Consider the following 25,975-nt stretch of genomic DNA (forward strand, 5'->3'; position numbering starts at 1 on the left):
AAGGCATTCTTATGGGGTGCGGCGGTCACCCTTGCGTTTTCCACGGTTGCCAACGCGCAGGCACCGAGCTGGACGGTCTCGGCGGAAAGCCAGCGCTGCCCGTCGAAATGGGGCGCGGCCGATGAGCGCGGTTCGGTCAATCATCAAAAACCCGCGGCCGTGATGAACGCGGCAAAACTGATCAAGACTGGCGAGGTGATCGAGCTCGCGCATGTGCTCGGTCCCAGCATGGCGTTCTTCGGGACGCGGCGCTTCGACATGCACACCAAGCGCACGTTCATGAACCAGTTCTCCAACATGCGCGGATCGAACGAAGAAATCATCATCACCGAGCTCGGCCAGGTCGGCACGCAGTTCGACGGATTTGCGCACCAGACCCATCTCAACAGCTGGTACAATTGCCAGAAGGTGGACGAAAACGCCGATCGCACCGGCTTCAAGAAGTTCGGCGTCCATAATGTAGGCGCGCTATTCACGCGCGGCGTCCTGATCGACGTGGCCGCCTTCAAGGGCGTCGAGATGCTCGGCGACAATTACGGGGATTTTTCCAGAAAAGCCTCTTACTATTCATATACGACAGGAAAAACAGCGAGTGGTTCCTCGTTCAATCGGGATTCACTGACCGCTGCCCACCGCAACCTGCCGTTCGGCACAAGAGTTCGTGTAACTGATCTTGCGAGCAGCAAGTCTGTAGTAGTTCGTATGACCGACCGGGGACCCTGGGTTCGCGGCCGCGTCCTCGACCTTTCACTCGGCGCTGCGCGCAATTTGGGACTACGGACCGCGGCGTGGCCCAGGTTCGCGCTGAGGTGCTTTAGCTTTTTGTCTGCTAGGGGAAGTCTCGCAGCAAGGAATGGAGACACAAAGTATCAGGAGATGAGCCGCGGGTGTCATCCTTCGATAGCAGTCTCCACCATCGAGCGCACAGGGTCGAGCATGTCTCTTAAGGGTCATTCGCATCGCTCTGACCTGCGACCAGCCACTTCCTGTCCGTCCCCGCAAGCAGACATCTTCAGAGTCCGTCGGCATGTCTCAAAGGTGCCATTACGGAAATCAAGCAAGCCTCGGAGCAAACAATAGCTCTCGCGCGCCTCCGCTTCGTCAGCGCAGGGCCAAACGCAACACCACTGCCCTTGTTGGACCGCCGCCAATGGCGTGTCGATGCTTACGGCAACAAGCATTATTGGTTGCAAGGGTCCCTGATCGCCCCTGCTGGCGCTCCTTTAGGGTCGATAAGAACAACAGCGCTCATGAAGAAGCCCGGTGCGACGAATGCGCGCCTGGCCCCTCCTTGGAGCGTTGCGGAGACAGACGCTCCACTCGAGCTCTAGGCGAAGTTACGACGATCCTGCCGGGAGGGAGTCTCGCAACGCACAATTCTGATTGCGTCGCAAAATGGCGACCTTGGTTGGGAGACCGAGCCGTTCATTTCTTGATACCGCCTGATCGCAAGGTGGTAGTCTTTCAGAACCAGCCAAAGCTCCTGGTACAGGTCTAATAACCACTAGGGGAAAGATATGGCCGACAAACTAGTGCAGCCCGGATGGGACCCGCTCGTCCTTGCGGCGCAATTGCAGAGAATCGCCAACCAAAGCCAGATACTGATGCAACGTTTCGTGTCGAATCAGCCGGACGCGGTCAAGCTTGGCATTGGCGACACGTCGAGCCTCGGGTTCGATTTTTTCAAACTCATGACGAAGATGATGACCAACCCCGCGGCGGTCGCGAGCGCTCAGATCGATCTATTTTACGGCAGTTTGAATGTTTGGCAAAAGACCGCCGAACGCATGCTCATGCCCCGCGCGCAGGAAGCCAATGCTCCGCAAGATAAGCGCTTCAAGCATCCGGAATGGAGCGAGAATGCCATCTTCGGTTTTGTGAAAGACAGCTATCTCGTTGCTGCCAAATCGATTCTTACGGCAATCCGCGAAGTCCAGGGCATGGACGACGCCACCGCTCGCAAGGTGGATTTCTACACTCGCCAATTCGTCGACGCTTTGTCGCCCTCCAATTTCGTCGCAACAAATCCGGAGGTCCTCGCCGAAACGCTGAATTCTGGCGGACAGAACTTGCTACGTGGCTTGGAGAATCTTCTCGTCGATCTGGAACGCGGCAACGGCCGGCTTTCGATTACGATGACTGACATGAAGGCTTTCCGCCTCGGCGAAAATATCGCCACGGCTCTAGGGAAAATCGTCTACCAGAACGAGCTCATGCAATTGATCCAATACGGGCCATCGACGCAGGAAGTCCGAAGGCGTCCACTGCTCATCGTGCCGCCGTGGATCAACAAGTTTTATGTTCTCGATCTACGGCCGCAGAATTCCTTCATCAAATGGGCTGTCGATCAAGGCCATACGGTCTTCGTCATCTCCTGGGTAAATCCCGACGAGAAGCTCGCTGAAAAGACCTTTGAAGATTACATGATCGAGGGACCCTTGGCGGCACTGGACGTGATCGAGTCCGCAACCGGAGAGCGGAGCGTCAACACGATCGGCTATTGCCTCGGCGGAACTCTCCTCGCCTCGACGGCCGCCTACTTGGCCGCGAAGGGCGACGGCCGGCTTGCAAGTGCCACGTATTTCGTGACACTCGTCGATTTTACCGATGTGGGTGAGATGGCCGTCTTCATCGACGAAGCGCAATTAACTTCTCTCGAAAGACGGATGCGCGAGCGCGGGTATCTGGAAGCGCAAGATATGGCGACGGCGTTCAATATGTTGCGGGCGAATGACCTGATTTGGTCTTTTGTCGTCAATAATTACCTGCTCGGCAAAGACCAAATGCCCTTTGATCTTCTGTTTTGGAATTCCGATTCGACGCGCATGCCAGCAGCGATGCATTCGTTCTATTTGCGTACGATGTATCAGCACAATCTCCTTGCAAAACCCGGCGGTATTAACCTCGCCGATACCCCGATCGACTTGTCGAAAATTTCGACGCCGACATTCATTCTATCTGCGCGCGAGGACCACATTGCGCCATGGAAATCGACCTATGCAGCGACCCGCTTCTATTCCGGTCCTGTCAAGTTCGTTTTGTCGGCGTCTGGCCATATCGCTGGCGTGATCAGCGCACCAGGCAGCAAATATGGTCACTGGACGAACGACAATTTGCCGCCGCGCCCTGACGAATGGTTTGCTGGCGCTACGCCTCATCAAGGCTCTTGGTGGCCGGTCTGGGACGATTGGGTAACGCGACTTGATTCCGACCGCGTTCCTGCGCGAGAACCCGGCGGTGGCAAGCTCACGATTATCGAAAACGCGCCGGGCTCTTACGTGCGGGTGAGATCCGCAGCGTAGAAATCCTGTTCCGACTTGTGCTTTCGGCGAACCGCATCAAGCTTGGCCCGGTGGCAACGCCAGCATGCAAGAAGGCCAGCATGCAAGAAATGAGCCGCACCGCTTTCGTTGGTGATCAAGTGACGCATGGCGGCCAAAAGGGTTTCGGCATGACCAAGCACGGCCGATCGGGGCACGCGACCCGATCGCCGCGTTTCCGTTTCCTGCAGAAGCTCGAAGCACAGAAGAACGATCGCAAGGACCGCTCTCGGATCAAGGACCCGAAACAGTCCATCGAAGAGCTATTCCATCCCCGGAAGCCAACGCGAACCTGACGAACTATTCTTTGATGACCTTCCGGGTGGGCACATTCGCCTGGGCAATAGCAGAACAAGTTGATGTCTGAAATACCCGGGCAGAGCGGACATGCTCTGCTCGATCTCCAATCGCCGGTTTGTGCCGATAGTCTTGCAAAGTCTTTTTGTCTCACCGATCCCAGATTTTCCGGGCTGTACGCGCGGCGATCGAACGTTGATGTGGGGGAGACCACTTCATTCTGTGACGAACTCACAGGCGACTTCGGTGGCGGGTTGAGGCTACATCGATCGACAGTTGCCGCTTATTTTATCGTTCGGCGGAAATTCAGTCGCACGGACTGATCCAACAGAAGTTCCGGATGTTTCATGAGTTCCGGGTTGCGCCAGGGCGGCCGTGTCCGAACGACCCAATGCGGTTGCAATGATTGTGGTAAGTTTCATGGATGGTCCTTCCTCATCTAAATGGGGACAACCGCACCGTCTGCCATCACGCTTCTTTCAATCTAGCGCGAGCGCGGTGGTGCGATCATCGCTGATGACCAAGACCGATTCCGAGCTTCAACGCTTTCTGTCGCAACGAGCCTTCGGATCTCTTCATAAGCTTCGCAATCGTCGATACCGGGGTTCGTGCCTTCGAATGCTGTTTGAGCAGCTTGATGTCGGACGCAGTGTACGGCTTGGGTGTTGGTTTCTTTTTCGCTTTAGCCACTTTATTCTCCTCGAACTAGGTTGCTCCAGTACGTGCGGTTTCCGAAGAAAGCAATGACGGCAGCAAATTGGATTCTCTTCCTTTGCACGGAAAACTACTATCGGAGCCGTTAAGCGGAAGAGCTATTCAACTTCCACGCCAAAGCTGCAGGCTTGCCGTGGTGCGCGTTCTCGCGAGGATTAGCTGAGAGGGGCTCACCTGAGAACGTTGGCCTATTTCTCAGTTCGCGCTCGAATCACTTCATGCAAAGAAGATTCAGCCAGAGGGATCGGCACGCAACCCCGCTTCCGTGTTCTCTGGCTGATTTCGATCAGGCCAAACTTGTCGTCGCCGTGGAAGAGGAGCATCGGCCGCTGATCGAGCAGCGGTTCCCGGAGATGGCGAAGCGCCTGAGCTACTGGCATATCGATGACATCGACCTCGCACACCCGACAGATGCGCTGGCGTTGATCGATTGTCGTGTGCAAGACCTGATTTTGGCGCTCCGGTCCGGCATAGGTGCTGCTTCGAGATAACAATGAGGTGCCGGAAACGACAGAGGCCGCCAACTGAGCCGGCCTACTCGCGCCTTCCCAGCTGTTCGGCATGCGGAGCTAGGCGGTCATACTCTTCGGCGATCTTGAGCAGGCGCGAAGGACTCCCGCTTTCGCCCGTGGTTTTTCCACACGTTCACGCCAGTGATTGGGATCGTAGATGGGATTTTTCATATTCATCTACATGAACACGCTACATGACAGGGCGCTGACAACTATCAGGCGAGGTTGCGCCATTTTCAACTTCCTGAGTACATTGAATCGGGATGCGCTGGAGCTGGCAACGACGGTCCGGCAAGACGGCGGCCGAGAATCTGCGCCTCGGCTAAGGTGCCAGCCTGAAGGACGACCGCATCGAACGTCAGCGCGCCAGTCGGCGGGCCGATTATTCGGGTACCGGAAGCCCTTCTTCGTTGAGCTTGGCAACCACGATGCCATTGCCAACAACGTCGCCAATGAAGCGTCCGCGGATCTTGTTCTGGTCTCGCCAAAATTCGAAGCTTGGGTTCGGCGACCCTGGTCTGCCCGGTATCAATGCTAGTATGTCGACAATCGGCAGGCAGTAGCCTCGGCCGTGCGTTCGGCCATCCCAGCGCTGTTTCCCTCCCTTCTGCCAGACCTCGCGAATTGCTGCAGGGGAGTATTTTGAGCCGCTCATGGTCGGATCTGCCGCTGCCCGAATCTGAACCCAAGTCTGGACCTCGGCGAGCCCCAACGAAATAGGAATTACGTCGCAGAGCGCGGGGCTTCGGTCCCGCGCCCGGTGGAAAGAATTTTCCCAACCTTTCGGGAGCGCGAATCACGCTACAGGACCATCGCGAGTTGGGGGCCATCGCTCGTCAATGCCAAGCGCCATCGAGCAATCGTCGATACGTATGTTCGGCTCAAAATCGCTGGGCCCTTGAGGCAATGTTGATGCATCGCCAGCGGCTTGCCATCAGTATTAAGGGAAGGGTTTACGATCGCAGCCCGGTGTTCGAGAAAGCCGATGAAGATATTGCGGCGATTCAAGCCGGTCTGAAACGGTTCACCGCTACGAACCAGGCAGTAGTCGCGTTTCTAATGAGTGCGGTAGGTCTCGACGGCATGCGCCAGAAAAATGCCCGCTCTCAAGAGCCTAAGAAATACGGTCGCGCCCGACTTAGCTCAGCTCTGGTGTTGGGCTTGAAAAGCACCTAGAGGCGCGAAATGCACTTCGCCTTTTGCCCATCTCGGCAAGTTATTGAAGTTGCTAACATCTTCTGCGCCCTCCGAGCGCACCACAAACCCACGTTTGGAGTTGAAATTGCTCGGCTAAGTTGGCCAGTTTTTTTGGCGGACTGTGAAGATGCCATCGAGCGAGTTAGGCCGTCCGTCCACCGGCAAAATCTCCTCTGCGGCTCTTGAGCTCGGTCGAGCGGAAGGTGCTGAAGCCGTGCCGCCTCTGAAGTTTTGCGAGCCGCTTATCGAAGCGCTCCCACTGGGATGGCGTGCCGATAAAGCCGGCCATCACGACATTCGGCGTGGGCCCGTGCGTGTCCGACTCCGTGAAGATCACGGGCGTGCGGTCGCGGATTTGCGTTCGTCCGGGGCTCGGAGCCCGGACAGAAGACGCAGCGCCACGGATCGTCGGAGAAATAAACAAAGGCTCGCGTTCGGCTCGCCAAGTCCTGAACCTCGAAGGAGTCCGCGCTCGACCAGCTTCCACCGCTTCGAGAAGTTTCCATTCGGTAATTCTAGCAGGCTGGATGGCAACGCCTGGCTAGCATGCTCAACGCCGAGGACAACGAGAAGAGTTTTGCAAACGTCTCAGAAGTGGCCGGAAATAGCCGGATCAAAATGTAGTGGGGTTGCAAAACTAGGTGAGGGATTTCAACGGCCTAGGCCGAAAGCCGTTGTGCTACCGTTACACCATTCCCCAATGGATTATCCAATATAATCAATGGTTTATCTGATTATCTGGATAGATCGCCGGCGGCGGGATCCGGACAAATCACCGCGCCAAAGGTTGGCGTCGTTCTACCCGCTTGGTCCTGTCTTTGGCAAGCGTGGAAGAGGGCGCATTTTGGTCTTCCGCCCTTCGGATTTGAAGCATTGGAAGCTCAAGCGGCCGTCACTTCTTAAGCCTGCGATGCGCGGCGGCTCGGGCGGACGCCGCGGGCGTCATCTCCGCCTGCAGCAACAGCAGCAGGCAATCCGCCAGCCGCTCCTCCAGTTCCTCGTCGTGAACCGATAGCGGGCCGGGATCGTTGAGGATGGCGTTGACCAGCGTGCCCAGCACGACCTGAAAGCCGAACGCAATGGCGCGTGTCTTTGCCGCCTTGCGGTCGCGGCCCATAGCGCCAAGCAGGATCGGCGTGGCATTGGCGACGTTGGCGCGCGCCAGCTCCTTGAACGTAGACCAGCGGTCCGGCCGTGTGTCGTCGTGCTGGAGCGCGGCGCGCAGCACGCCTTCATGCTTGCGGATCCAGCCGATGCTGCCGCGAACGAGCAGGCGGCTGAGATCGGCAAGGTCGGCATCGGCCAGCCGCTTGTCCTCGGTCATGCGAGCAAGCCTGCTTTCACCGTCGCGCGCGGCCAGCGCCATCAGCGCATTGAAATAGGCGTCCTTGCTCTCGAACCGGCTGTAGAACGCGCCGACGGTGGCGCCGACCTGCCGGCACAGTGCCTCGATCGACAATTCCGCCAGGCTGTGGGTGCGCAGCATCTCCGCGCCGGCCTGGAGCAGGGCGGCCGTGGTCTCGCGGCTGCGCTTCTGCCGCGACGGGGTGACGCCGGGAAGTTCGAGTTCGGCCGATCGGTGCATCCGCGCGCAACAAGTTCATCTTTCATGCCGGCATGGGACATGTGCCGACCGATGTCGCGCCCGATGTGCGGAGCCGCAGCTACACCATCGAGGCCCAGGTCGAGATCGGCGACCGTGGCGCCCGAGGGCGTGCTGATCGCCCATGGCGACGCGACCTCAGGCTACAGCCTCTACATCAAGGACGACTTTTTGGTGCACGATCTCAACATCGGTGGCGGCCATGAGATCGTGACCTCCGACCGCAAGGTACCATCGGGCGCGCACCGGCTCGGCGTGCATGTCGAACGTCTGGTGCGCAAGGAGCCGCCCGCCAAGGGCTCCCGCACCGGCCTGACGGCCTATACGCTCCTGATCGACGGCGAGCCGGCGGGCTCGATCCAGACCCAGCTCGCCTTCAACAAATTCATCTCGTGGTCCGGCCTCGACATCGGCCGCGACCGCTCCAGCCCGGTCTCGCATTACGAGGCGCCATTCGAATTCACCGGCCAATTGCTGAAGGTGACGGTCGACATGCATGAGGACCAAAAGCTGGACGGCGAGGGAGTTGGGACGGCGGAGATGGCGCGGCAGTAACCGCCGCACCGTCATTGCGAGCGCAGCGAAGCAATCCATGCATCAGCGAGCGCGGACGCTTGGATTGCTTCGTCGCTTCAGCGCAAAATTGCTTTGCAATTTTGTCGCGAGCTTCTCGCAATGACGTGGAGAGCGCGCTACTTGATCTTCTCATACGCTGACGCAAAGTCCGCCAGCGGCATCGGGATCGCAATCGTTTCCTTGGCGAGATTCTGGAACGAGACCTTCAACTGTTTGCCGGATTTCAACGCGGTGAGCATCTCGGGCGCGATCTGGAGGTTGGCGTAGCAGCCGCGGGCCTCGCAGGTCTGGATCTGCAGGTCGGACGCCTTGCCGTCATCGACCTGGAGCTTGGCGCCGGCCGGCAGATTGAGCCCGAGCGGTAGCTGGACGAGGCCGACCGGCGCGCGGGTTTCGGCTGATACGCGGATGTTGATCAGCACGATCAACTGGCCGGTCTTGGTCAGAACGGCGCTCTGCTCGATCGCGCATTCCAGCGGCGCACCGCGGCTGGCGCTGCTGCACCGCGCAATCCAGCCAGGAGGGGCGGGCATATTCGCTCCCTCGGCCGCAGCCGGAGCCGGCGTTGCCTGCGCCACAGGTGAGGGGTTCTTGGCTTTGGGTGCCTGGGCGTGGCTTTGCCCGCAAAAAGAGAACAATATCGCGATTGCAATCGTAAGCTTTGCAGCAATTGTCACGATCCAGCTCCGAAATGAACATCATTCGGATGTGCTGGTTGCAACCTAAAGTCAAGTCATTCGGCCGCCTGCTTGACCGATCCATGGGTGTGCGAATGCACATCATGGTTAGGATTGGACGAACGTCCCCACTGCGCAAACGCGTTGGAAAGCCGGTCGAGATAGAGATAGACCACCGGCGTGGTGAACAGCGTCAGCGCCTGGCTGACCAGCAGCCCGCCGACCATCGCATAGCCCAGCGGCTGCCGGATTTCCGAGCCCGTTCCGGTGCCGAGCATCAGCGGCACGCCGCCGAGCAGCGCTGCCATCGTCGTCATCATGATCGGACGGAAGCGCAACAGCGCCGCCTTGCGGATCGCTGCTTCGGGCTTCAGGTTCTCGTCGCGCTCGGCCGTGATGGCGAAGTCGACCATCATGATGCCGTTCTTCTTGACAATGCCGATCAGCAGCACGATGCCGATCAGCGCGATCAAGCTGAAGTCGAACCCGAATAGCATCAGGATCGCGAGCGCGCCGACGCCGGCGGACGGCAGCGTCGACAGGATCGTGATCGGGTGGATGTAGCTTTCGTAGAGGATGCCGAGGATCAGATAGACCACCACCAGCGCGGCAAGGATCAGCAGCGGCACGGTGCCAAGCGACTGCTGAAACGCCTGCGCGGTGCCCTGGAAGCTCGAATTGAGCGTTGCCGGCGCGCCGAGTTCGATCATCGCCTTCTGCACCGCGTCGGTGGCTTGGCCCAGCGCCACGCCCTGTGCGAGGTTGAAGCTGATCGTGATCGCCGGAAACTGGCCCTGATGGCTGATCGATAGCGGCCGCACCGGCACGCTGGTCCAGGTGGCAAAGGTCGACAGCGGCACCTGATCGCCAGTCGTGGGCGATTTCACGTAGATCTTGTTCAGCGTGTCGAGGCTGCCCTGCAATTCCGGCAGCACCTCCAGCACCACCTTGTAGGTGTTGAGCTGGGTGAAATACTGCGTCACCTGACGCTGGCCGAACGCATCATACAGCGTGTCGTCGATCAGTTGCGGCTGGATGCCATAGCGCGCGGCGGTATCGCGGTTGATCTTCAGCTCCAGCGTGGTGCCGTTGGTCTGCTGGTCGGTGGCGACGTCGCGCAGCTCGGGCAGCGTCTGCATCTTCGCCAGAATCTTCGGCGCCCATTCGTTCAGCTCGGCGAGGTCGGCGTCCTGCAGCGTGAACTCGAACTGGGTTCGCGTCGGCCGGCCGCCGAGCCGCACATCCTGCGCCGCCTGCATAAAGAGGCGGGCGCCGTCAACTTTCTCCAACTGGGGACGGAGCCGTGCTATGATCTGCTGCGCGTTCGCCTTTCGCTCCTCGCGCGGCTTCAGCGTGATGAAGAGACTGCCATTGTTCCCGGCGCGCCCGCTGCCGCCGATCAACATCGCGACCGAGGCCACGTCCGGGTCGGCCTGCACGATCTTTCCGAGTTCTTCCTGACGCCGTTTCATCTCGGCAAAGGAGATGTCTTGGCTGGCTTCCGAGGTGGCCGTGATCAGGCCGTTATCCTGCTGCGGGAAGAAGCCTTTTGGGATGATGACGAACAGGTAGACCGACAATCCAAGCGTGGCGAAGAAAACCATCAGCGTCGTGAGCTTCCAACGCAGCGCTAGGTCGAGGCCGCGCTCATAGACGCGCAGCATCGCATCGAAGCCGCGCTCGCTCCATTGATAAAACCGGCCATGCCTGGTTTCCCCGTGCGCGCGCAGGAAGCGCGAGGCCATCATCGGCGTCAGCGTCAGCGACACGATCATCGACACGAAGATGGTCATGGCAAGCGTCACCGCGAATTCGCGAAACAGCCGCCCGATGATGCCGCCCATCAGCAACAACGGGATCAGCACCGCGACCAGCGAGATGCTGATCGAGACGATGGTGAAGCCGATCTCGCGGGCGCCCTTGAAGGCGGCGGCGAGCGGCTTTTCGCCTTCCTCGATATAGCGCGTGATGTTTTCCAGCATCACGATGGCGTCGTCGACCACGAAGCCGACTGCGATGGTGAGCGCCATCAGCGAGAGGTTGTCGAGCGTATAGCCGAACACCCACATCAACGCGCAGGCGCCGAGCAGCGCCAGCGGCACCGTGACCGTCGGGATCACCGTGGCCCAGAAGCTGCGCAGGAAGATGAAGATCACCATCACGACCAGCGCAATGGTCAGGAGTAGCGTGAACTGCACGTCCTCCACCGCGGCGCGGATGGTCTGGGTGCGGTCGCTGATCACCTCGATCTTGATCGCCGGCGGAATGGCTGCCACCAGCCGCGGCAGCGTCGCCTTGATCTTGTCGACGGTCTCGATGACGTTGGCGCCGGGCTGCTTGAAAATCACCAGGAACACGCCGCGCTTGCCGTTGGCCCAGGCCGCCTGTTTGGCGTCTTCCGGCCCGGTGACGGCCTGGCCGATATCGCGGATCCGCAACGGCCCGCCGTTGCGGTAGGCAATGATGACGTCGTTCCAGTCCTTCGAGTCTGGCAACTGGTCGTTGGCATAGATGGTGTAGGCGCGATGCTCGCCGTCGATATTGCCTTTGGGGCTATCGACGGTCGTGATCGCGATCTGGCTGCGCACGTCCTCCAGCGAGAGGCCCTTGGCGACGAGCTTGGCCGGGTCGATCTGGATGCGGATCGCCGGCTTCTGCTGGCCGCCGATGATGACCTGGGCGACACCCGAGATCTGGCTGATCTGCTGCGCAAGCTGGGCGTCGACGGCATCGCTCACGGTCGTCAGCGGCAGCGTGTCCGAGGTCGCGGACAAGAGCAGGATCGGCGAGTCGGCCGGGTTGACCTTGCGATAGGTCGGCGGCGAGGGGAGGCTCTTCGGCAACTGGCCGCTGGCGGCGTTGATTGCGGCCTGCACGTCGTTGGCGGCGGCGTCGATCGGGCGGTTGAGATCGAACTGGATCGTGATCGCCGCCGTGCCGAGATAGCTGGTCGAGGTCATCTGTGCGACGCCGGGAATCTGCGCGAGCTGACGCTCCAGCGGCTGCGCCACAGATGACGCCATGGTTTCCGGGCTGCCGCCGGGTAGCGACGCGGAAACCTGAATGGTCGGAAAATCGACCTGCGGCAGCGGCGCAACCGGCAGCAGCGGATAGGCCACCAGGCCGACGAACAAGATGCCAGCCATCATCAGCGAGGTGCCGATGGGATAGCGAATGAAGGGCGCGGAGATTCCCTCGCTCATTCGCCGGGAACCTTCGCCTGATCCGAACTGGCGACTGCCGTCGTCACCAGCGTGCCCGGCTGAACCTTGAACTGGCCCGCCGCGATTACCTGCTCGCCGGGCGAAAGCCCGTCATCGACCACGGAGCGGCCGTCGATCGAGCGCATCACCTTGATCTTGCGGAGTTCGGCCTTGTTCTCCTTGTTGACCAGATAGGCGTAAAGACCATCGGGTCCATGCTGAACGGCGTCGTCGGGAATCACGGTGGCGTCCTTCAGCGTCGCAATGAGCAGCCGGGTCGAGACCGACTGGCCCGGCCACAGCGCGTGATCCTTGTTGTCGAACACGGCCTTGAGCCGGACGGTTCCGCTCGACGTGTCGACCTGGTTGTTGATGAGCGCGAGCGTGCCGGTGGAGAGCACGCGTTTGCCGTCGGTGGAGAGCGCGATCGTCTTGGGAGGGGAAGCCGCGAGCGCGGCCTTGATATCCGGCAACTGGTCTTCCGGCGCGGTGAAGATCACGGCGATCGGCTCGATCTGGGCGATGGTCACGATGCCGGTCTGCGTCGCGGCATTGACGATGTTGCCGACGTCGACCTGACGCAGCCCGACGACGCCGGAGATCGGGGCCTTGACGGTGGCGTAATCGAGCTGGGTCTGCGCGGTCTCGATCATCGCTGCATCAGCTTGGATCTGCGCGGTGAGCTGCGCGACCGTGGAGCGCTGCGTGTCGGTCTGTTGCCGGGTCGCGAATTCGCCGAGCTTGGTATAGCGCTGCAGGTCGAGGCTGGCGTTGGCGAGGTTGGCTTCGTCCTGCGCCTTCTTGGCCTTGGCCTGATCGAGCGCAGACTGGAAAGGCCGCGGATCGATCTCGACCAGCGTGTCGCCTTCCCGAACGACCTGTCCTTCCTGAAAAGCGATCCGGTTGATCTGGCCGTCAACGCGAGTGCGGACGACGACGGTGTTGAATCCCTGCACGGTGCCGAGACCGGTCAGATAGACCGGAAAATCGGCCTTTTCGACCGTGGCAATCCGCACCGGAACGGCGGCACGGGCGGGCGCGGCCTTCTGCGCTTCAGCTTGCGCCGGATGGTCTCCACTCTGGAATCGCTGCCAGCCGAGGTAGCCCAGCGCGGCGATCGCTACGATCAGCAAAGCCCAACGGATGGTGCGCGACCTCGACATGATTCATCGATTTCCGGAAGTTCCCCAAGTCCTCCGATATAACGTTCGCGCGTTCGCCCTGTACAAACACTAAGGCTTGAGAATCCTAAACAATAGGAAAGGTTGGCCGCCGCGGTGGGCGGCTCGCTGCGTCGCGTACTTCGGCGTGAGTTGCGCACAGGGATGACGTCCGGATTCTGATTGTGGGACTGATTGCGCGTGTTGCAATCGCCCCATCCCCTGCGCTTCCTCACCGGCCCTCAAAGCTGTCGTGAGGGCATCAGCATTGCCGCCATGGATCGACGGTCGGCGAACCGTTCCGCTGATGAAACCACCGGCACGGTTTGGTTGGTGAAAGCTGGACGAACAATCAGCGCCTGACTTTCCAGGATTTCCCGGCGGTCTTTAGAATGCTTGTAAGGGAGGTTAACAGGAACCGGAACGCAAAACTGTTGGTCACCAAACCTGACAAACGAGCTCGGCTACGATGTGCTCTGACCGGAGCGCGACGCCATTCGTGTTCCTGGCGCCTGGACGAAGCGTGAGCATGGTGCTCTCGGGCACGGTTCTAGACAAATTCTAAGGGGCAGTTGGAATGCTGGTCCGCATCGCCAACGTACCGAGCGACTGATGTGGTGGACTTCCGCCGCATCATGGTCGCGGCCGTGTGGAAGATGGCCGCTCCACCGCAGGCGCGGAGCGCCTACGCGCGGCCGTCGAGGGCTAACGACGCCGATCGCCAGTCCAGAATTCATCTCGGCGGCGACCCCGGCTGCATTTCGTCCCGCCGCTGTTTAACCGCTACGCGGCCTCAGACGGCCACCAATTCGGCCTTCATGTCGACAACGCGGTGAGGGGAGATCGCCTCACGGGATTGCAGATCCGGACCCACCTTTCAGTGACGCAGTGCCCGTCGGAACCGGACGAATACGACGGTAGCGAAGTGATAGTGGAGGACCTCTATGACTTACATGAAATCAAGCTCGGGGCCTGGGGCCTCATGCATTATCCTGCGTCTAGGTCGCATCTGGTTACGCCGGTCGCACGAGGTATGCATGTAGCGTCTTTTTTCTGGCTGCAGAGCATGGTACGGGATGGCCACGCCCGCAGCCTCGTCTTCGATCTCGATATCGCGATCCAGGCCCTGGTAGAGCGGCTCGGGCGAGACGACCCTGAAACGGTCAAATTGACCAATCGCAACCTGATCCGCTACTGGGCCGAAGAATGAACAAGATGACTCTTTCTCGCGTGACGACATTGGTGATGATCTCGGCGCTGGCGATGCTGTCGCTGGCGGTGCCGTCGTCCGCCCAGCAGGGCATGGCCCCTCCTGTAGCGCCAACGGCCCAGCAGGCGCCCGCCGTATCGCAATCGCAGCCTCCGGCCGCGCTGCCCCAGGCAGCGGCTCCGCAGGCCGCGCCTTCGGACGCGGCTGCGACGCCGGCCGAGCGCGAGGGTAAATTGCTGAAGGCGGCGGCCGCGGAGCTCAAGGAATTGTCGCCTTGGTCGATGTTCAAGTCGGCCGACGTGGTGGTCAAGGCGGTCATGATCGGCCTTGCCTTTGCTTCGCTGGTGACCTGGACCATCTTCATCGCCAAGATGCTTGAGCTGACCGTGGTTCAGCGCAAGGTGCGCTCGGCGCTGGCCAAGATCGCGGACGCGCGGTCGCTGGCGGAAGCGCAATTCGCGCTCGGCGCCAAGGGCAGCGTGCTGGCGTCCTTCCTTGCGGCAGCAATGCGCGAGGCGCGGCTGTCGGCGGGCATCTCGAGCGATGCCGGCATCAAGGAGCGCGCCGCATCGAGCTTTGCCGAAATCGTGCGCGCCGAAGCGCGGCGTATCAGGCTCGGCATGGGCCTTCTGGCAACCATCGGCGCGACATCGCCCTTCGTCGGCCTGTTCGGCACCGTCTGGGGCATCATGAACAGCTTCATCGGTATTTCGAAATCGCAGACCACGAACCTCGCCGTGGTGGCGCCCGGCATCGCCGAGGCGCTGCTCGCGACCGCCATCGGATTGGTTGCTGCAATCCCCGCCGTTATCATCTACAATCACTTTTCTCGCGTGACCAAGGGCTACATGGAGTTGGTCAGCCGCGCATCGGGCGCTGCGGCGCGGCTGTTGTCGCGCGATCTCGACCGCACCCATGTCAGTTCGCATTCCCGTACGGCGGCGGAGTAGGCGATGGGCGCCTCAATCGCAGAACATGACCACGATGACGACAGCGATTTTGCGGAATCGCATGAGATCAATGTCACGCCCTTTATCGACGTCATTCTCGTTCTCCTGATCATCTTCATGGTCGCGGCGCCGCTGTCCACCGTCGACCTGCCGATCGATCTGCCGACATCGACCGCAACTCCGCAGAAGAAGCCGGACAAGCCGACTTATGTCAGCATCAAGCCGGACCTCTCGATTGCGATCGGGGAGGATTTGGTCAAGCGGATCGATCTGGTGCGCTCGTTAGATGCGATGCCGGACAGCAAGGATCGTCATATCTTCATTCGCGCCGATCGCGCGGTACCCTACGGGGAGTTGATGGTCGTGTTGGAGATACTGCGCTCCGGCGGCTACTCGAAAATCAAACTGGTGGCGCTGGAAGGCGTTCCTGATGCGGCGGCGGCGCAGGCAGCGCCGGCAAACCCTTGACCGGCCTCGACGAACAGAAGCCATCCCGGCGGCTCTGGATTTCAGCCGCTGTGATCGCTCTCGCGCTTCATGTCGGGGGAGCAGCGCTGGCAATTGCGCATTTGCAAGTGGAAGGAGAGGCCGACGATGCCGTCGGTGCGGCGGCGATCGAGGTTGGAGTTGAACTTGCATCGGCCAACCGTGAAGACATCAACCTGCCTCCCGGTCCGGATACCGAGGCTGCCGTAGCATCGCCGCAACTCGCCGAACAAGAGGCCGAGGTTAAGGACACCGAACTGCCGCAGGACAAGCCGACCGACGTCGATGATGCGGACCGCGCGGTGACACCGAACAAATCGGAAAAGCCGAAGGAGGAGGATACGAAGCTTGCGGCGGTGCAGACGCAAGCTTCGCCGGAATCAGCGGCGCAAGAGGCAATGGCAACGCCTAACCTTGACGGGCGTCGTGAAGACACGGCCAAGGCGCCGAAATTGGGCATCGGCAAGAGCGTCGAGCTCGCGAAAGTGGCGTGGGAAAAGAAGGTTGTTGCTCATTTCAAGAAGTTCCTGATGTTTCCGGACGGCGCAAAGGTGAAAGGCGCGGCGTTGAAGCTCGAGCTTGAGTTTGACCGCACGGGTCACGTTCTTTCAGTTAGCGTCGCCGAAGGTTCTGGTCTGAGCGCTTATGACGAAGCTGCTCTGAAAATGGTCCGACGGGCGGATCCTGTACCGAAGCCGCCGCCGTTGGTCGCAGATCTAGGGTTGACTCGCACTTTGCCTGTCACGTTCAAGGACGCAAAATAAGTCGATAGTTCTGCTTTGCCAGTGATGTCGGGCATGATCGCCGACGAAGGTCTGACCTTCACCCCCGCCGCGCATTCTCTCCATCGTGCTAGATCGGATAATGCTGCGGTCCGGTCTCGATCGTGATCCAGCGCAATTCCGTGAATTCGGCAATGCCGGCCTTGCCGCCGAAGCGGCCATAGCCTGACGCCTTGACGCCGCCGAAAGGCATCTGTGCCTCGTCATGAACGGTCGGGCCGTTGACATGGCAGATGCCGGAGTCGATCCGCTTGGCGACCTCGAACGCGCGGGCGATGTCGCGGCCGAACACGGCGGCCGACAGGCCATACTCGGTGTCGTTGGCGACGCGAACGGCTTCGTCCACGCCGTTGACGCGCACGACAGAGACCACCGGACCGAACGACTCCTCGCCATAGATGCGCATCGACGAGTTGACGCCGTCGATCACGGTTGCCGACATCAGCGTGCCCTCGCTGCGTCCGCCGGCAACGACCTTGGCGCCCTTGCTGACGGCGTCGTTGATCAAGGCCTGGATGCGGGCCGCCGCATCGGTGCCGATCAGCGATCCCAGCGGCGCATTGCCCTTGCGCGGATCGGCCGCGACCAGCGATCCGGCTTTCGCAGCGAGCCTGGTCACGAATGCGTCGGCGATCTTCTCGTCGACAACGAGGCGCTCCGTCGACATGCAGATCTGGCCCTGGTTCATGAATGCGCCGAAGGCCGCTGCGGCAACGGCGGCATCGATATCGGCATCGTCGAGTACGATCATCGGCGCCTTGCCGCCGAGTTCGAGTAGCGCCGGCTTCAGATACTTCGCCGCCACCTGCGCGATGATGCGGCCGACGCGGGTCGAGCCGGTGAAATTGACGCGGCGCACGGCGGGATGGCCGATCAGCATTTCGATCAGGGCAGGAGCATCCTCCGGCGCGTTGGTGATGACGTTGAGTACACCCGGCGGCAGGCCGGCGTCGCGCAGACATTCGGCGATCAGCCGGTGGGTGCCCGGGCAGATCTCGGAGGCCTTCAGCACCACGGTGTTGCCGCAGGCCAGCGGCAGCGCAATGGCGCGCACGCCGAGAATGACCGGCGCATTCCACGGCGCCATGCTCAGCACCACGCCCGCCGGCTGGCGCACGGCCATGGCGATGCAGCCCGGCTTGTCCGAGGGAATGACCTCGCCCGAAATCTGGGTGGTCATGGCGGCGGCTTCGCGCAGCATGCCGGCGGCAAGGTGGACGTTGAAGCCGGCCCAGCCCGCGGTCGCGCCGGTTTCTGCTGCCATCAGCTCGATGAACTGCGGCGCCTTCGACGCCAGCAGATCGGCAGCCTTCAGCAGGATCGCGCGCCTTGCGTTCGGGCCAGTGGCGGACCATGCGGGGAAAGCGGCCGCGGCGGTGTCGGCCGCGCGCTTCGCATCCGCGATCTGGGCTGCCGCAGCGCGGCTTGCGACATCACCCGTGACAGGGTTGAGCCGATCGAACGTCGCGCCGTTTGACGCTGGGACATCCTTGCTCTCGAGCAGCAGCGTGATTTCGTGCATGACATTCTCCTTCGGGCGGTGGCGTTACGATGACGGTGTGGCGGTGGCCGGCGGCACGCCGCCGAGATAGGCCCGCTGGACGGCGGGATCGGACTTCAGATGATCGGCGCTGCCGTGGCCGACGATGATGCCGTTTTCAAGCACATAACCGCGGTCGGCGATCCGCAGGCTTTCCTGCGCGTTCTGCTCGACGAGCAGCAATCCGACGCCGGCCTCGCGTACCCGCAGCAGGGTGGCGAACAATTCCTGCACCATGGCAGGCGAGAGACCGAGCGACGGCTCGTCGAGCAGCAGAATATCCGGATTGGACATCAGGGCGCGGCCGATCGCGAGCATCTGCTGCTCGCCGCCGCTCATGGTGCGCGCGATCTGGGCGGCGCGTTCGCGCAGGCGCGGAAACAGCGAAAATACCTGCTCGCGCCGCGGCGCTTCGCCCTCGCGGGCGCGCTTTGGATTGGCGCCGAGCAGGAGGTTTTCCTTCACCGTCAGATCGCCGAAGATGCCGCGGCCCTCGGGCACCAGCGCCAGTCCGCTTTCGACGATGTCGTGCGGCGGAAGCACGGATATGTCACGGCCGCCGAGGCTCACCTGCTTGCCGGGCAGCGTACGCACAACGCCTGCGATGGCTTTCAGGAGCGAGGTTTTGCCGGCGCCATTGGCGCCGAGGATCGTGACGATCTCGCCGCTGTTGACATGGAGCGCGACGCCGTCGAGCGCGCGGTGCAGGCCATAGGCGAGGCTGAGATTTTTGACCTCAAGCATCCGCAGCCACTCCGCCGAGGTAGGCCTTGACGACCGCGGCATCGCTCAACACGTCCGCGGTGGCACCCTCGGCAATCTTGCGTCCGCTGCTCATGACGATGCAGCGGTCGCACAGGGCGCGCACCGCAGCCATCACATGCTCGACCAGCACGATGGTGATCCCTTCCGCCTTCAACGACCGGATCAGATCGATGCCGATTGCCAGCTCGGAGGGATTGAGGCCGGCGAGCCATTCGTCTAGCAGCAGCAATCGCGGCTTCGCGGCGAGGGCGCGCGCGAGTTCCAGGCGCTTGCGGTCGATATAGGTGAGGTCGGCCGCGGGCCGCCGGCCGTGCCCGGCAAGGCCGACGCGATCGAGCAGCGTGTCGATCCGAAGCTCGGCTTCGGCGGCGGGCAGATGGGGTCTCTGGAACGCCAGCCCTGCCTTGATGTTCTCGTGGCAGTCCATGCCATCGAGCACGCGGACGAGCTGGAACGTCCGGGCAAGGCCAAGCCGTGCGATCCGGTACGACGCAAGGCCCGCGATGTTCTGGCCCATCAGGCGGATGGTGCCGGCATCGGGACGCAACACGCCCGATATCAGATTGAGCGCTGTCGTCTTGCCCGACCCGTTGGGACCGAGCAGGCCCATGATTTCGCCTTGTCCGACCGAAAAGCCGAGATCGTTCACCGCGACCAGCCCGCCGAACGCGCGCCGCAGGCCGTCGATTTCGAGCACGGTCGTTTGGGTGCCCTGGCTCATGCGGCTACCCGTTGCGTGGTTTTGCCGGCAGACGTCGTCGACAGCTTCTCGAACAATCCGGCCACGCCCCGCGGCAGCATGTAGACGATCAACAGGAAGATGCAGCCGAGGATGATCGTGAACGTGTTGGGAAAGCGTGCGCTCAACAGTTCGAACAGCAGCGTCAGCGGCACGGCGCCGAGCACCGGCCCCCACAGCCGGTGCGCGCCGCCGAGCAGCGCCATGATCAGCACCTGAAACGAGATCATCGAATTGAAGGCGATCGACGGCTCGATATAGGTCCAGCGCGGCGCCATGATCGCGCCGACCAGCGTCATGACCGTGGCGCTGATCGTGAACAGGGCGACTTTTGCGAAGGTGGTATTGACCCCGCAATGCTTTGCGACGGTCTCGTCCTCGCCGATCACCCGCAGCGCAAAGCCTAAGCGCGAGCGCGCGATCAGCCAGCCCAGCAGGAACACCGCGGCGGTCAGCGCCAGCAACTGCCAGTAAATATCGGCCTGGGTGATGTTGACGAAGACATAGCGTCCGAGCACGCGCGACTTGTTGACCTCGAACCAGACCACGAGCTGGCGGATCAGCTCCGTGAGACCAAAGGTAAAGATGACGAAGTAGACGCCGCTCAGGCGCAGCGTCGACAGCCCGACGATGGCGGCGACAATGGCGCCGAGCGCCGCGGCGGTCAGCAGCACCAGCGGCCAGGGCAGGATTTCGCCGAGCACCGCGACGGTATAGGCCCCGACGCCGAAGAAGGCGGTCGTGGCCAGCGAGACATAGCGGGTGGGTCCTGAGAACATACCCCAGGCCGTCGCCAGCACGGTGTATTGCAGCAGGCTGATGGCAAGCGCGAGATAGTAGGCGTTGCCGAGACGGGGGACGAAGGCCAGCAGCGCGATTGCTGCCAGCGAAAGGAAGCCGAAGCCAGCGATACGCGCGCTCATCGCGTCGCCCTGCCAAACAGGCCGGCCGGCTTCACCAGCAGCACGGCGAGAAACAGCGCGAAATTCACCGCAAGCGTAAGCCCGGGATCGACATAGGAGGCAACCAGCGCCTCGCTGAGGCCAAGCGCCAGCCCCGCGATCAGGCAGCCCAGCATGTTGCCGACGCCTCCCATCACCACGACGATCAACGCCTTCATGGTGAAGACCACGCCGGATGATGCGCTGAAGGTGAGGAATGTGCTGACCAGCACGCCGGCCGCGGCGACCAGCGCACCGCCGAGCGCAAAGGTCAGGGCGGACGCCTGCGGCACATTGATGGCGACAAGCTGGGCCGCGAAGGGATCGACGGCAACCGCGCGTATCGCCGTGCCGGCGCGGGTGCGTGTCAGCGCGGCATAGAGCGCGAGCCCAAGCACGATGGTGATGCCAAGCGCGGTGAGGCGGTTGGCGGCGACCGTCTCGCCGAGAAACTGCACCGGGAAGGCCAGGAAGGAATAGCTGTAATAGGCTCCGCCGAACAGTGCCAGCATCGAGCCCTGAATGACGAAGGTGAGCCCGAAGGTAGCGAGAATGCTGTCGACCTCGAGCGCATCGCGGTTCGGCGCGCGGCGCACCAGCGGGGTCAGCAGTATCTTGTAGATCGCAAAATTCAGCACGAAGGCGAGGGGAACGACCAGCGCCAGTCCGACAAAGGGACTGACGGCCCAGCCCGTGAACAGCCAGTGCGATGCAAAGGCGGCGGCGATCAGGAACTCGCCGTAGGATAGGTTCATGATGCGCGCAACGCCGTACTGGAGCGTGAGCCCCATGGCGATGAGCGCATACATGCCGCCCAGCATCAGGCCGGTCAGAATGGCGTTGGTCATGGCTTGGCCGGCCGCCTCGCTGTCTTGAACGTTACGGCGCCACCCACGCCGGCTTCGGCACGATCGCTTTGCGCGCGCCTTCGTTGCCGGCCGGCGCGATGCCGTAGAACTCGCCATCCTGCCACTGGCCGACCCACCAGTAGCGCGTCGGCATGTTGTTCTCGAGCTTGACCTTGCCGATCACGGTGTCGAATGAGCCGGTCTGCAGATCCTTGATGACAGCGGCGCGGTCGACCTTGCCGACGCGTTCGATCGCCTGCTGCAGCATCTGCAGACTCGCATAGGTCACCGCGCTCGCCCAGCGGTCCGGCTCGGCGCCGTTGGCGGCGGAGGCCTTGTGGCGAGCGAGGTAGTCCTTGATCGCCGGACTGTCGCCGCTCCAGCCGCCGATGCCCATCACGCCTTCGGTGTTCTTGCCGAACTTTTGCTTGTAGAGCGGGAAGGCGGTGCCGACGCCGGTATAGAACACTTTTGGATTGAGGCCTGCGATGCGCGATTGCTCGGTCAGCGCCAGCGTATCCGGAGGGTAGCTGAAGGCGATGAAGACATCGGGATTGAGCGCCTTGATCTCGTTGACGATCGGCGCCAGGTCTTGCGTGCCGATCGGATAGGTCTTGTCGTAGGCGAGCTTGAACTTCGCATTGGTGAGCGCCGGCCGCGCCGCGCCGGACAGATCGATGCCAAAACCGTCGGCGATGCTGACCATCGCCACCGTGTCGCCGATCTTCTTTTCGTCGCGCAATTTGTTCAAGAGTTCGACCAGCGATTTGGCGGCATCCGCTGACGTGCCGAGCAGCCAGAAACTGTTGGGCCAGCGCTTGGCGAGTTCCGGCGCGCGATCGGTCACGGCGGTTGCGGCGAGGTGCGGATAACCTTCGCGGTTCAGCGTCGGTCCAACCGCCAGATTAAGGCCGGTGCCCCAGGGCGGCAGAATGAAATCGACCTTGTCCTGATTGATCAACCGTTCGAGCGCGCGCACGGCCTCTTCGGCGTTGGAGCGGTCGTCATATTGCACGACCTCGATCGGGACGCGCTTGTCGCCGAGCTTGATGCCACCGGCGGCATTTACTTCCTTCACCCACAATTCGTAGTTGGGAATGGTGGTGACGGCGGCGCCGCCGGTATTGGGGCCGGTGCGCGAGATCGCGTAGCCGATCTTGATCGAGGTTTGCGCTTCGGCGATGGCGGCGAGGCCGATGGTGGCGGCGCAGGTAGCGGCCGCCAGCAGGGCGGCACGGCGCGTCAACAATGTCGTCATGTTCTCCTCCCGGGTGATGCGACCGGCGCCATTGAACTGGCGCTCATGATCGTCCTGACGTTAGGGGAGGTGGCGGGACGCTTGGAATTGGACGAAGCCGGGGAAAGATTGTACTTTTCTGGCAAACGCCCCGGTTCACTGGCGGCGGATTGTCTCAGGAGGCGGGGGCATGTTGGTATCACCAGGACTGAATGGACTGCCGGTCGGCATCGCACTGGCGGTGCGGGCGGAGGCATTTTCGGCGGCGCTGGCGGCCAGATCTTGGGTGATCCGCCAGAGGTCCGAGCGGCGGGCGCATCTGTTGCTGCTGCAATCGGATCGCGGCCGTGCGTCCTGGCACGGGACCAGTGTTGCGATGGAAGCGCCGACGCTGCTTTGGCTGCCAGGCAGCACCGATGCGACGATCGAAGTGGGGCCCGGCGCGGAGGGCTTCCTGCTATCGGTCGACGACGATTTCCTGATCAAGGTTATCGCCGGCACGGCCGAGGCGCTGCATCTGCGCAGGACCACCGAGCGCGTTGCGCTGATATTAGGCGAAGCGCTTCCGCCCTCTCTGGATACGGTCGCCGAATCTTGCCGGGCCATCGTGGCTGAGTTGCGCGCCCCCGGCTTTGGCGGCGCGACGCTGATCTCCTCGCATTTGCTTCTGCTATGTCTGCAACTCTGGCGGCTCAGCGCCTCGCATGACGAGCGTCACGAGGTTGCGGCGCGCGGCGGCGGTCCGGCGTTGGTCGGCAATTTCCTACAAATGGTCGAACTGCATTACCGCGACGGCTGGCCGGTGGCGCGCTATGCGGACGCGCTCGGCGTCACGTCCGACAAACTGCATGCGCATTGCCAGCGCGAGAAAAGCTGTGGCCCGCGCGCGATCATTCACGAGCGCCTGGTCCGCGAAGCCTGCACGCGCCTGCAGCAGCTCGATCTTCCCGTCGAGCAGATCGGATACGGATTGGGTTTTCGCGATCCGGCTTATTTCAACCGCTTCTTCCGCAAGTACCGCGGCGCATCGCCGGGAAACTATCGCCGGCAGATAAGACTCGAGCACGCACGCAGCGGTCCGTCCTATGCGGCGTGGCCATAAGTACAATGGTCCGAAGTATGGTGGTCCGAAGCGGCTGTGTCAGCGCCAGTACAAGCGGATGCTGACATAGACAATGGCGAGGCACGCAAAGATCAGCGCCACCGGGAGCCGTGGTTTGGTCTGAGGTCCGGACGCGGCAGGCTTGGGCCGCGGCGGCGGCCGTCGGAACGCGGTGACGTTGCCTGCCTCCTTGACCGGCTCGGCCGCGCGCGAAGGCAGCTCGGGCGGCGTTCCGGAGCCGCCCATCTCGGCATAGTAGCTCTTGTACATGAGCTGGATGGTGGCCTCGGAGGCGTCCGCCTCGGTCATCCTCGCCAACAATTGCCGGTAGCCTTCCAAAAAGTTCTGCGCTTCGGCGGGCAGGGCGGAGAAGCCGTTAAGCTTGGCCAGCATTTTCCAGGTTGCGAAATCTGCCCTCGCCCGGGTATCGGCGCGTCGTGCAATCAACATATCGGCAGCTTTTGTCGCCATGGCCCGGGTCGGTTCTTCCCTTGCGCGCTTGTTCTATCGGAAGTTTAAGCGTTGCCGGTGATGAAGAGAAGCGCGCTCATCACATATCCGATAAGAGTCCGCAGTATCGCCGAAATAACATCAAGATTTAGGCCGAGCTGCGTCCCGATGACCGGAAGCAGGATCAAAAGACCGAGCAGGATCAGAATCCCGTACGGTTCCACCCGCGACAGCGGGTAAGCCAGCACCCGCGGCAGCAACCCGACGGCGACCCGGCCGCCATCCAGCGGCGGGATCGGCATCATGTTGAAGATCGCCAGCACGATATTGATCAGGAACGTATTTTTGAGGTTGTCCGCGGTCCATTTGGCTGCATCGGGAGGTACCAGGGGCAGGGCATGGAAGGCAAACGCTGCGATCGTCGCCAGGACGATGTTGGTGGCGGGGCCGGCCAGCGCCACCCAGACCATGTCGAGCCGGGGATGGTTAAGGTTTCGGAAATTCACCGGGACCGGCTTGGCGTAGCCGAACAGGAACGGAGAGTGCGCCAGCAGAAGCAGTCCCGGCAGAATCACGGTGCCGAATGGATCGATATGCTTGAAAGGGTTGAAGCTGACCCGGCCAAGCTGTTGGGCGGTATTGTCGCCGAGCTTGTATGCCACGAAGGCGTGCGCGGCCTCATGGAAGGTGATGGCGATCAGGAGCGGTAGCACCCAGACCGAAATGCCGTAGAGCGTGATGTTCAAGCGGTCTGCCCCGGTTTGCGCGTCGAAGCCGCTAGCCTAGCACGCCCGCGTCACTGGGGAACCGTCTCCTGATATTGCGGCAGGCCGTCATCAAGCCGCACCCACGCCATCTTTTCCGAGACCCAGATGTGCTCAGTCGGCACAAAAGCGTTGCGGTCGTCGAAGACGGCGAGCGCCACGCCGACGACGGTGCCGTTGGTGCGCCGGGAAAACAGCCTTGTCCCGCAAACCTTGCAGAATACCCGGTCGAGCGCTTCCGACGACGGATAGCGCGCGGTATCACCCGAGACGGTCAGATTCCGCTGGTCGAACAGCGCACGGGCAAAGAACGGCGAGCCCATCGCCTTCTGGCAGTTGCGGCAATGGCAGATCCGGACGTTGACCGGCTCGCCCTCGGTCTTGAACCTGACCGCGCCACACAGGCATCCGCCTTCTCTGGTCATTGTGTCTCCGCGGCTGCATTCACCGTTCTGGCGGTTGATATCCTGGTGAGACCCGTCACGCCTCGGCAATGGCTTCTATTTCCAATAGCCAGGCTTCGTCGAAAATGCCTGCAATGATAACGGTGAGCGCGGGGGCGTGCCCACCCAAAGCCTCCTGTCGCGCTTGACGGTTTTCGAGCGCGTATTTTCTGTCGGACAGGAAGATCGTAACCTTCACCAGATTGCCGATCGTCATGTCTGCGGCTTCGAGCTGTGCAAGGACGTTGGCCCATACAAACTTCGCTTGTTCAGCAAAGCTGTCAGGCACCGCGCCGCCGCGAGCCATGGGAATCTGACCGCTGATGTAAAGCCGCCGGATGCTGTTCGTTGTTTCCACGGCCTGGGAATAACCGCCGACCGCCTCAGGGGCCGACTTGGCGTTTATCGATCGAAGTTTCAACGGCATTGTTTCTGGTCCAGCTATTTGCAGCCGTCGAT

25 protein-coding genes and 1 pseudogene are annotated in these 25,975 nt (G+C 61.8%); 10 read left to right on the top strand and 16 right to left on the bottom strand.

Annotation, left to right across the window (positions count from 1 at the left end):
- Positions 1-162: 162 nt before the first annotated feature.
- On the top strand, positions 163-1,080 hold the full coding sequence (locus AC0QUY_RS28245; protein WP_475389501.1) for a septal ring lytic transglycosylase RlpA family protein: 918 nt from the start codon (positions 163-165) through the stop codon (positions 1,078-1,080).
- 437 nt (positions 1,081-1,517) lie between these two features.
- Positions 1,518-3,302, top strand: a complete 1,785-nt coding sequence (locus AC0QUY_RS28250) for a PHA/PHB synthase family protein (RefSeq protein ID WP_475389503.1) — start codon at positions 1,518-1,520, stop codon at positions 3,300-3,302.
- Positions 3,303-4,124: 822 nt separating this feature from the next.
- Here the strand turns inward: AC0QUY_RS28250 and AC0QUY_RS28255 are convergent.
- Complete coding sequence (locus AC0QUY_RS28255) at positions 4,125-4,307, bottom strand: hypothetical protein (RefSeq protein ID WP_475389504.1); 183 nt, start codon at positions 4,305-4,307, stop codon at positions 4,125-4,127.
- A 242-nt stretch (positions 4,308-4,549) separates the two neighbouring features.
- Between AC0QUY_RS28255 and AC0QUY_RS28260 the strand changes: the two genes are divergently transcribed.
- Positions 4,550-4,822, top strand: a complete 273-nt coding sequence (locus tag AC0QUY_RS28260; RefSeq protein ID WP_475389506.1) for a hypothetical protein — start codon at positions 4,550-4,552, stop codon at positions 4,820-4,822.
- A 403-nt stretch (positions 4,823-5,225) separates the two neighbouring features.
- On the opposite strand, the gene AC0QUY_RS28265 is transcribed toward AC0QUY_RS28260, so the two are convergent.
- Positions 5,226-5,498: a hypothetical protein gene (locus AC0QUY_RS28265; protein ID WP_475389507.1), complete on the bottom strand. Its 273-nt coding sequence runs from the start codon at positions 5,496-5,498 to the stop codon at positions 5,226-5,228.
- Positions 5,499-5,755: 257 nt separating this feature from the next.
- Between AC0QUY_RS28265 and AC0QUY_RS28270 the strand changes: the two genes are divergently transcribed.
- On the top strand, positions 5,756-6,019 hold the full coding sequence (locus AC0QUY_RS28270; protein WP_475389509.1) for a hypothetical protein: 264 nt from the start codon (positions 5,756-5,758) through the stop codon (positions 6,017-6,019).
- Positions 6,020-6,932: 913 nt separating this feature from the next.
- On the opposite strand, the gene AC0QUY_RS28275 is transcribed toward AC0QUY_RS28270, so the two are convergent.
- Complete coding sequence (locus AC0QUY_RS28275) at positions 6,933-7,625, bottom strand: TetR/AcrR family transcriptional regulator (RefSeq protein WP_475389510.1); 693 nt, start codon at positions 7,623-7,625, stop codon at positions 6,933-6,935.
- 114 nt (positions 7,626-7,739) lie between these two features.
- On the opposite strand from AC0QUY_RS28275, the gene AC0QUY_RS28280 reads away from it, so the two are divergent.
- Positions 7,740-8,198 carry a hypothetical protein gene (locus AC0QUY_RS28280; protein WP_475389512.1) on the top strand — a complete coding sequence of 153 codons (459 nt, stop codon included), beginning with the start codon at positions 7,740-7,742 and terminating at the stop codon, positions 8,196-8,198.
- 137 nt (positions 8,199-8,335) lie between these two features.
- On the opposite strand, the gene AC0QUY_RS28285 is transcribed toward AC0QUY_RS28280, so the two are convergent.
- The 3 genes from AC0QUY_RS28285 to AC0QUY_RS28295 all read right to left on the bottom strand — a co-directional run bounded on the left by AC0QUY_RS28285 (position 8,336) and on the right by AC0QUY_RS28295 (position 13,262).
- The gene (locus AC0QUY_RS28285) at positions 8,336-8,890 is read right to left on the bottom strand and encodes an invasion associated locus B family protein (RefSeq protein WP_475389566.1); all 555 of its coding nucleotides are present in this window, start codon (positions 8,888-8,890) and stop codon (positions 8,336-8,338) included.
- A 62-nt stretch (positions 8,891-8,952) separates the two neighbouring features.
- Positions 8,953-12,099 (bottom strand): multidrug efflux RND transporter permease subunit, encoded by a 3,147-nt coding sequence (locus AC0QUY_RS28290; RefSeq protein WP_475389513.1) that lies wholly within the window; start codon positions 12,097-12,099, stop codon positions 8,953-8,955.
- A complete protein-coding gene (locus AC0QUY_RS28295; RefSeq protein ID WP_161853993.1) occupies positions 12,096-13,262 on the bottom strand; it encodes an efflux RND transporter periplasmic adaptor subunit in 1,167 nt (388 codons plus the stop codon). The genes AC0QUY_RS28290 and AC0QUY_RS28295 overlap by 4 nt, the downstream gene beginning before the upstream one ends.
- Before the next feature lie 574 nt (positions 13,263-13,836).
- Here AC0QUY_RS28295 and AC0QUY_RS28300 point away from each other — a divergent pair.
- The 4 genes and pseudogenes from AC0QUY_RS28300 to AC0QUY_RS28315 all read left to right on the top strand — a co-directional run bounded on the left by AC0QUY_RS28300 (position 13,837) and on the right by AC0QUY_RS28315 (position 16,669).
- Positions 13,837-14,469: pseudogene (locus AC0QUY_RS28300) on the top strand (Fe2+-dependent dioxygenase).
- A 5-nt stretch (positions 14,470-14,474) separates the two neighbouring features.
- The gene (exbB, locus tag AC0QUY_RS28305; RefSeq protein ID WP_475389514.1) at positions 14,475-15,419 is read left to right on the top strand and encodes a tonB-system energizer ExbB; all 945 of its coding nucleotides are present in this window, start codon (positions 14,475-14,477) and stop codon (positions 15,417-15,419) included.
- A gap of 3 nt (positions 15,420-15,422) precedes the next feature.
- A complete protein-coding gene (gene exbD / locus AC0QUY_RS28310; protein ID WP_475389515.1) occupies positions 15,423-15,887 on the top strand; it encodes a TonB system transport protein ExbD in 465 nt (154 codons plus the stop codon).
- Complete coding sequence (locus tag AC0QUY_RS28315) at positions 15,884-16,669, top strand: energy transducer TonB family protein (RefSeq protein WP_475389517.1); 786 nt, start codon at positions 15,884-15,886, stop codon at positions 16,667-16,669. The genes exbD and AC0QUY_RS28315 overlap by 4 nt, the downstream gene beginning before the upstream one ends.
- Before the next feature lie 88 nt (positions 16,670-16,757).
- On the opposite strand, the gene AC0QUY_RS28320 is transcribed toward AC0QUY_RS28315, so the two are convergent.
- From AC0QUY_RS28320 to AC0QUY_RS28345, 6 genes are read right to left on the bottom strand one after another with little or no spacing between them, the layout of a single operon-like run.
- A complete protein-coding gene (locus AC0QUY_RS28320) occupies positions 16,758-18,209 on the bottom strand; it encodes an aldehyde dehydrogenase (RefSeq protein ID WP_475389519.1) in 1,452 nt (483 codons plus the stop codon).
- A gap of 24 nt (positions 18,210-18,233) precedes the next feature.
- Positions 18,234-18,971, bottom strand: coding sequence for an ABC transporter ATP-binding protein (locus tag AC0QUY_RS28325; protein ID WP_475389520.1), 738 nt, complete (start codon positions 18,969-18,971; stop codon positions 18,234-18,236).
- Positions 18,964-19,713: an ABC transporter ATP-binding protein gene (locus AC0QUY_RS28330; protein WP_161853998.1), complete on the bottom strand. Its 750-nt coding sequence runs from the start codon at positions 19,711-19,713 to the stop codon at positions 18,964-18,966. The genes AC0QUY_RS28325 and AC0QUY_RS28330 overlap by 8 nt, the downstream gene beginning before the upstream one ends.
- Complete coding sequence (locus AC0QUY_RS28335) at positions 19,710-20,654, bottom strand: branched-chain amino acid ABC transporter permease (RefSeq protein ID WP_475389521.1); 945 nt, start codon at positions 20,652-20,654, stop codon at positions 19,710-19,712. Before AC0QUY_RS28335 ends, AC0QUY_RS28330 begins: the two co-directional genes overlap by 4 nt.
- Positions 20,651-21,520, bottom strand: coding sequence for a branched-chain amino acid ABC transporter permease (locus AC0QUY_RS28340; RefSeq protein WP_246738189.1), 870 nt, complete (start codon positions 21,518-21,520; stop codon positions 20,651-20,653). The genes AC0QUY_RS28335 and AC0QUY_RS28340 overlap by 4 nt, the downstream gene beginning before the upstream one ends.
- A 31-nt stretch (positions 21,521-21,551) precedes the next feature.
- On the bottom strand, positions 21,552-22,778 hold the full coding sequence (locus AC0QUY_RS28345) for an amino acid ABC transporter substrate-binding protein (RefSeq protein WP_475389522.1): 1,227 nt from the start codon (positions 22,776-22,778) through the stop codon (positions 21,552-21,554).
- Between the two features lie 169 nt (positions 22,779-22,947).
- Here AC0QUY_RS28345 and AC0QUY_RS28350 point away from each other — a divergent pair, with 169 nt between their 5' ends.
- Positions 22,948-23,859, top strand: a complete 912-nt coding sequence (locus tag AC0QUY_RS28350; RefSeq protein ID WP_475389523.1) for a helix-turn-helix domain-containing protein — start codon at positions 22,948-22,950, stop codon at positions 23,857-23,859.
- 39 nt (positions 23,860-23,898) lie between these two features.
- On the opposite strand, the gene AC0QUY_RS28355 is transcribed toward AC0QUY_RS28350, so the two are convergent.
- The 4 genes from AC0QUY_RS28355 to AC0QUY_RS28370 are packed head-to-tail and all read right to left on the bottom strand — an operon-like array spanning position 23,899 to position 25,937.
- Complete coding sequence (locus AC0QUY_RS28355; protein WP_475389524.1) at positions 23,899-24,330, bottom strand: hypothetical protein; 432 nt, start codon at positions 24,328-24,330, stop codon at positions 23,899-23,901.
- Positions 24,331-24,374: 44 nt separating this feature from the next.
- Positions 24,375-25,055, bottom strand: a complete 681-nt coding sequence (locus AC0QUY_RS28360; RefSeq protein ID WP_475389525.1) for a site-2 protease family protein — start codon at positions 25,053-25,055, stop codon at positions 24,375-24,377.
- 50 nt (positions 25,056-25,105) lie between these two features.
- Positions 25,106-25,498, bottom strand: a complete 393-nt coding sequence (locus AC0QUY_RS28365; protein WP_475389527.1) for a GFA family protein — start codon at positions 25,496-25,498, stop codon at positions 25,106-25,108.
- Between the two features lie 55 nt (positions 25,499-25,553).
- On the bottom strand, positions 25,554-25,937 hold the full coding sequence (locus tag AC0QUY_RS28370; RefSeq protein WP_475389567.1) for a RidA family protein: 384 nt from the start codon (positions 25,935-25,937) through the stop codon (positions 25,554-25,556).
- Positions 25,938-25,975 lie beyond the last annotated feature (38 nt).

This window comes from Bradyrhizobium sp. WYCCWR15520 (assembly GCF_056174665.1).

What these genes read in the sequence shown, in the direction of transcription:
- exbB (WP_475389514.1), top strand. Translation starts at nt 14,475, where the DNA reads ATGACTCTTTCTCGCGTGACGACATTGGTGATGATCTCGGCGCTGGCG.
- AC0QUY_RS28340 (WP_246738189.1), bottom strand. Translation starts at nt 21,520, where the DNA reads ATGACCAACGCCATTCTGACCGGCCTGATGCTGGGCGGCATGTATGCG.
- AC0QUY_RS28350 (WP_475389523.1), top strand. Translation starts at nt 22,948, where the DNA reads ATGTTGGTATCACCAGGACTGAATGGACTGCCGGTCGGCATCGCACTG.
- AC0QUY_RS28295 (WP_161853993.1), bottom strand. Translation starts at nt 13,262, where the DNA reads ATGTCGAGGTCGCGCACCATCCGTTGGGCTTTGCTGATCGTAGCGATC.
- AC0QUY_RS28335 (WP_475389521.1), bottom strand. Translation starts at nt 20,654, where the DNA reads ATGAGCGCGCGTATCGCTGGCTTCGGCTTCCTTTCGCTGGCAGCAATC.
- AC0QUY_RS28260 (WP_475389506.1), top strand. Translation starts at nt 4,550, where the DNA reads ATGCAAAGAAGATTCAGCCAGAGGGATCGGCACGCAACCCCGCTTCCG.
- AC0QUY_RS28245 (WP_475389501.1), top strand. Translation starts at nt 163, where the DNA reads ATGAACGCGGCAAAACTGATCAAGACTGGCGAGGTGATCGAGCTCGCG.
- AC0QUY_RS28365 (WP_475389527.1), bottom strand. Translation starts at nt 25,498, where the DNA reads ATGACCAGAGAAGGCGGATGCCTGTGTGGCGCGGTCAGGTTCAAGACC.
- AC0QUY_RS28325 (WP_475389520.1), bottom strand. Translation starts at nt 18,971, where the DNA reads ATGCTTGAGGTCAAAAATCTCAGCCTCGCCTATGGCCTGCACCGCGCG.
- AC0QUY_RS28290 (WP_475389513.1), bottom strand. Translation starts at nt 12,099, where the DNA reads ATGAGCGAGGGAATCTCCGCGCCCTTCATTCGCTATCCCATCGGCACC.
- AC0QUY_RS28330 (WP_161853998.1), bottom strand. Translation starts at nt 19,713, where the DNA reads ATGAGCCAGGGCACCCAAACGACCGTGCTCGAAATCGACGGCCTGCGG.
- AC0QUY_RS28345 (WP_475389522.1), bottom strand. Translation starts at nt 22,778, where the DNA reads ATGACGACATTGTTGACGCGCCGTGCCGCCCTGCTGGCGGCCGCTACC.
- AC0QUY_RS28265 (WP_475389507.1), bottom strand. Translation starts at nt 5,498, where the DNA reads ATGAGCGGCTCAAAATACTCCCCTGCAGCAATTCGCGAGGTCTGGCAG.
- AC0QUY_RS28270 (WP_475389509.1), top strand. Translation starts at nt 5,756, where the DNA reads ATGCATCGCCAGCGGCTTGCCATCAGTATTAAGGGAAGGGTTTACGAT.
- AC0QUY_RS28250 (WP_475389503.1), top strand. Translation starts at nt 1,518, where the DNA reads ATGGCCGACAAACTAGTGCAGCCCGGATGGGACCCGCTCGTCCTTGCG.
- exbD (WP_475389515.1), top strand. Translation starts at nt 15,423, where the DNA reads ATGGGCGCCTCAATCGCAGAACATGACCACGATGACGACAGCGATTTT.
- AC0QUY_RS28320 (WP_475389519.1), bottom strand. Translation starts at nt 18,209, where the DNA reads ATGCACGAAATCACGCTGCTGCTCGAGAGCAAGGATGTCCCAGCGTCA.
- AC0QUY_RS28275 (WP_475389510.1), bottom strand. Translation starts at nt 7,625, where the DNA reads ATGCACCGATCGGCCGAACTCGAACTTCCCGGCGTCACCCCGTCGCGG.
- AC0QUY_RS28355 (WP_475389524.1), bottom strand. Translation starts at nt 24,330, where the DNA reads ATGGCGACAAAAGCTGCCGATATGTTGATTGCACGACGCGCCGATACC.